The following is a 3,154-nucleotide window of genomic DNA, read 5'->3' on the forward strand; positions in this document are numbered from 1 at the left end:
GGTGACGTTCGCGGGGTCGGCGGGGACGAAGTCGCGCAGCTGCTGCGCCTTCGTGTCATAGAGCTTCACGCCCGTACCGCCATTACTCACTGCTCTAGCCTACCGGCGGCGGCGCTCGGTTCCTGGGCGCGCGCGGCGCCGCGGGCGCGCGCGTGCGGCGGCCTGCGCTTCGGTCGTCACGTCTGCGCCCTCTACGGGCGCCGAAAGGGCCGTTTGCGACGACCGAAGCCCCGAGGTGTGGGCGGGCCGCGGGGCAGGGCCTGAGGCGCGCGTCACACGCGGGACACACGCGTCCGCTAGAACTGACGTGATGTTCCCCGTCCTCGCCGTCCTCGCTGCCGCCGTGCTCTTCGGCACGACCGGCACCGCGCAGGCGCTGGGTCCCGACGACAGCACGCCCTGGGCAGTCGGGGCGGTGCGCTTGACGATCGGCGGCGCTGCGCTGGCAATCCTCGCGTTCTCGCTGGGTGCACGGCATCGCCGCCGCGCAGCGGCCACCGGCAGCCCCACCCCCGCCCCGCGGCCGGTGCTGAACCGCCGCGCCCTGCTGCTGATGGCGGCGACCGGCACCTGCCTGGCGCTCTACCAGCCGCTGTTCTTTCTCGGCGCCGAGCGCAACGGCGTCGCCGTCAGCACCGTGATCGCGCTGGGCTCGGCGCCGGTGATCGCGGGGCTGGTCGAGTGGGCGCTGACCCGCCGCATCCCCTCGGGCGCGTGGCTGGGGGCGACGGCGCTCGCGACCGCGGGGGTAGTGCTGCTGGGCGCGGGCGGCGCGGCCTCCGGCGGCAGCGATCCGCTGGGGCTTCTCGCATCCCTCGCGGCGGGCGCCGCCTTCGCCGTACAGGCCAACGTGCAGCGGCGACTGATGGATGCCGGTTGGGACCCGTTCACCGTCGGCGGGGCCATGGGGCTCGGGGGCGCGGCCTGGGGCGTCGTCATGCTGCTGTTCGCCGACCTGGCGTGGCTGGCATCGCCCGACGGACTCGCGATGGCCCTGTGGCTCGGGCTCGCGACCGTCGGCATCGCGTACACGCTGTTCACGTGGGGGCTGCTGCGGCTCACCGCCGCGACGGCGGCGACCCTCACTCTGGCGGAGCCGCTGACCGCAACACTGCTGGGCATCGGCGTGCTCGGTGAACGGCTGAGCACGCCGGCCATGGTCGGGCTGGCTGTGCTGGTTGCGGGCCTGGTGCTGCTGGCCGTCGGGTCGCGCGCGCCCCGAGACCCCGCACCGTATGCGGTCGAAGGCTGAGGAGGCACCACATGACCCTGCAGATACGCGTCGACGACCTCACCGGCCAGGCCACCTGCGCGCTCATCGCCGCCCACCTCGACGCGATGCACGCCCAGACCCCGGCCGAGAGCGTGCACGCGCTGGGCGTCGAGCAGCTGCGGCATCCCGACATCACGGTGTGGTCGGCCTGGGACAGCGACGACCTCGCAGGCGTGGGCGCCCTGCAGCGGCGGGATGCCGCCCACGGCGAGATCAAGTCCATGCGGGTCGCCCCCACCCACCTGCGACGCGGCGTGGCTCGGACGCTGCTGCGCCACATCATGGCCGAGGCACGCACCATGGGGCTGGCATGCCTTCAGCTCGAGACGGGCTCGGGGCCCGACTTCGCCGCCGCACGGGCGCTCTACCTCGGCGAGGGCTTCACGCCCTGCGGGCCGTTCGCCGACTACACCGACGACCCACTCTCGACCTACTTCACGCGAGATCTGCCGCAATAGCGCGCCACACGACCTCGGCGTGCCCGGGACTGGTGGCCACGGCCGCGAAGCCGCGAGGAAGTGGCCGGGCTCAGGCCGGGACGATCATCGCGACCGCGAACGCCGCGACACCCTCACCGGTGCCGGTGAAGCCCAATCCGTCGGTGGTCGTCGCCGAGACCGAGACAGGGGCGCCGCCGAGGGCCGCAGAGAGAACCCGCTCCGCCTCGGCGCGCCGGTCGGCGAAGCGAGGGCGCCGCGCCTGCACCTGCACCGAGACGTTGCCCACGGCCCAGCCTGCTTCGCCGAGCAGCGCGCGGGTGCGCGCGAGGAACGCGTCGGCGTGCGCACCGGCGTACTCGGGCCGGTCCGTGCCGAAGTGGGTGCCGATGTCGCCGAGGCCGGCCGCGGCCAGCAGCGCGTCGACGATGGCGTGCGCGACGGCATCCCCGTCGGAGTGCCCCGACAGCGGCTGCTCCCCCGGCCACTCCAGGCCCGCGAGCCACAGCGTCCCGTCGCCGCCGACCGCGTGCACGTCGGTGCCGACCCCCACGCGCGCGGCGGGCTGCTGGGCATCCAGGCGGCTGGCCGCCGGGTGGACGGGAGACACCAGTGACCGGGCGCGCTCGAGGTCGGCGGGAGTGGTGATCTTGAAGCTCATCTCGGAACCGTCGACGATCACGACCTCATGACCGGCGGATGCCACCACCGCCGCGTCATCGGTGAACTCCTCCTCGGCAGCCGCGTACGCGGCATCCAGCACGTCCCGACGGAACCCCTGCGGGGTCTGCGCGGCTGCCAGCTCGGCACGGTCCACGCCCGCGATGATGCGCGCACCGTCGACCCGCTTCAGGGTGTCGACGACGGGCAGCACCGGAATGGCGCCTGCAGCGCCCGCGCCGACCGCCGCGATGACGCGCTCGAACACCGCCGGCGGCGTGAGCGCGCGGGCGGCATCGTGCACGAGCACGACCTCGACATCCGGCCACACCGCGTGCAGCCCCGCGGCGACCGATGCTTGACGAGTCGCGCCGCCGGAGACGACCTGCACGAGGTCGCGGCGATCGCCGGCGGCCTCAAGGGCATCGGTCTGCGCGTCGCCCTCGCGTCCCGGCGGGGCGACGACGATCACCTGCGCGCTCGGCGCGGTGAAGACGCCCTCGAGGCAGTGACGCAGGATGGTGTGCTGGTCGAGCCCGACGAACGCCTTCGGATCGGCCGCACCCAGACGGGTGCCCGATCCGGCGGCGACGACGATGACGGCGACACGGGGAACAGGCGTGATGCTCACGCCTCGAACCTACCCGCCGACGGGTTGCGCCGGTGTCAGCTGGCGAGGACCTCGTCGAGGACGACGCTCGCGCGCTCCTCGTCGGTCTTCTCGGCCAGAGCGAGCTCGGAGATGAGGATCTGGCGTGCCTTGGCGAGCATGCGCTTCTCACCG

General features: G+C 73.8%; 3 protein-coding genes and 1 pseudogene. 2 read left to right on the forward strand and 2 right to left on the reverse strand.

Annotated elements, in window-relative coordinates; genetic code table 11:
* Positions 1-310: 310 nt before the first annotated feature.
* Both NQ160_RS21305 and NQ160_RS21310 read left to right on the forward strand, forming a co-directional pair.
* On the forward strand, positions 311-1,252 hold the full coding sequence (locus tag NQ160_RS21305; RefSeq protein ID WP_257517072.1) for a DMT family transporter: 942 nt from the start codon (positions 311-313) through the stop codon (positions 1,250-1,252).
* An 11-nt stretch (positions 1,253-1,263) separates the two neighbouring features.
* On the forward strand, positions 1,264-1,731 hold the full coding sequence (locus NQ160_RS21310; RefSeq protein ID WP_257517070.1) for a GNAT family N-acetyltransferase: 468 nt from the start codon (positions 1,264-1,266) through the stop codon (positions 1,729-1,731).
* Positions 1,732-1,801: 70 nt separating this feature from the next.
* On the opposite strand, the gene ispD is transcribed toward NQ160_RS21310, so the two are convergent.
* Together ispD and NQ160_RS21320 are read right to left on the reverse strand one after the other, a co-directional pair.
* Positions 1,802-3,001 carry a 2-C-methyl-D-erythritol 4-phosphate cytidylyltransferase gene (gene ispD / locus NQ160_RS21315; protein ID WP_257517071.1) on the reverse strand — a complete coding sequence of 400 codons (1,200 nt, stop codon included), beginning with the start codon at positions 2,999-3,001 and terminating at the stop codon, positions 1,802-1,804.
* A 35-nt stretch (positions 3,002-3,036) separates the two neighbouring features.
* Positions 3,037-3,154: pseudogene (locus tag NQ160_RS21320) on the reverse strand (CarD family transcriptional regulator); the annotation flags it as partial.

The sequence above is a fragment of the Microbacterium sp. zg.Y909 genome, assembly GCF_024626565.1.

What these genes read in the sequence shown, in the direction of transcription:
- NQ160_RS21305 (WP_257517072.1), top strand. Translation starts at nt 311, where the DNA reads ATGTTCCCCGTCCTCGCCGTCCTCGCTGCCGCCGTGCTCTTCGGCACG.
- NQ160_RS21310 (WP_257517070.1), top strand. Translation starts at nt 1,264, where the DNA reads ATGACCCTGCAGATACGCGTCGACGACCTCACCGGCCAGGCCACCTGC.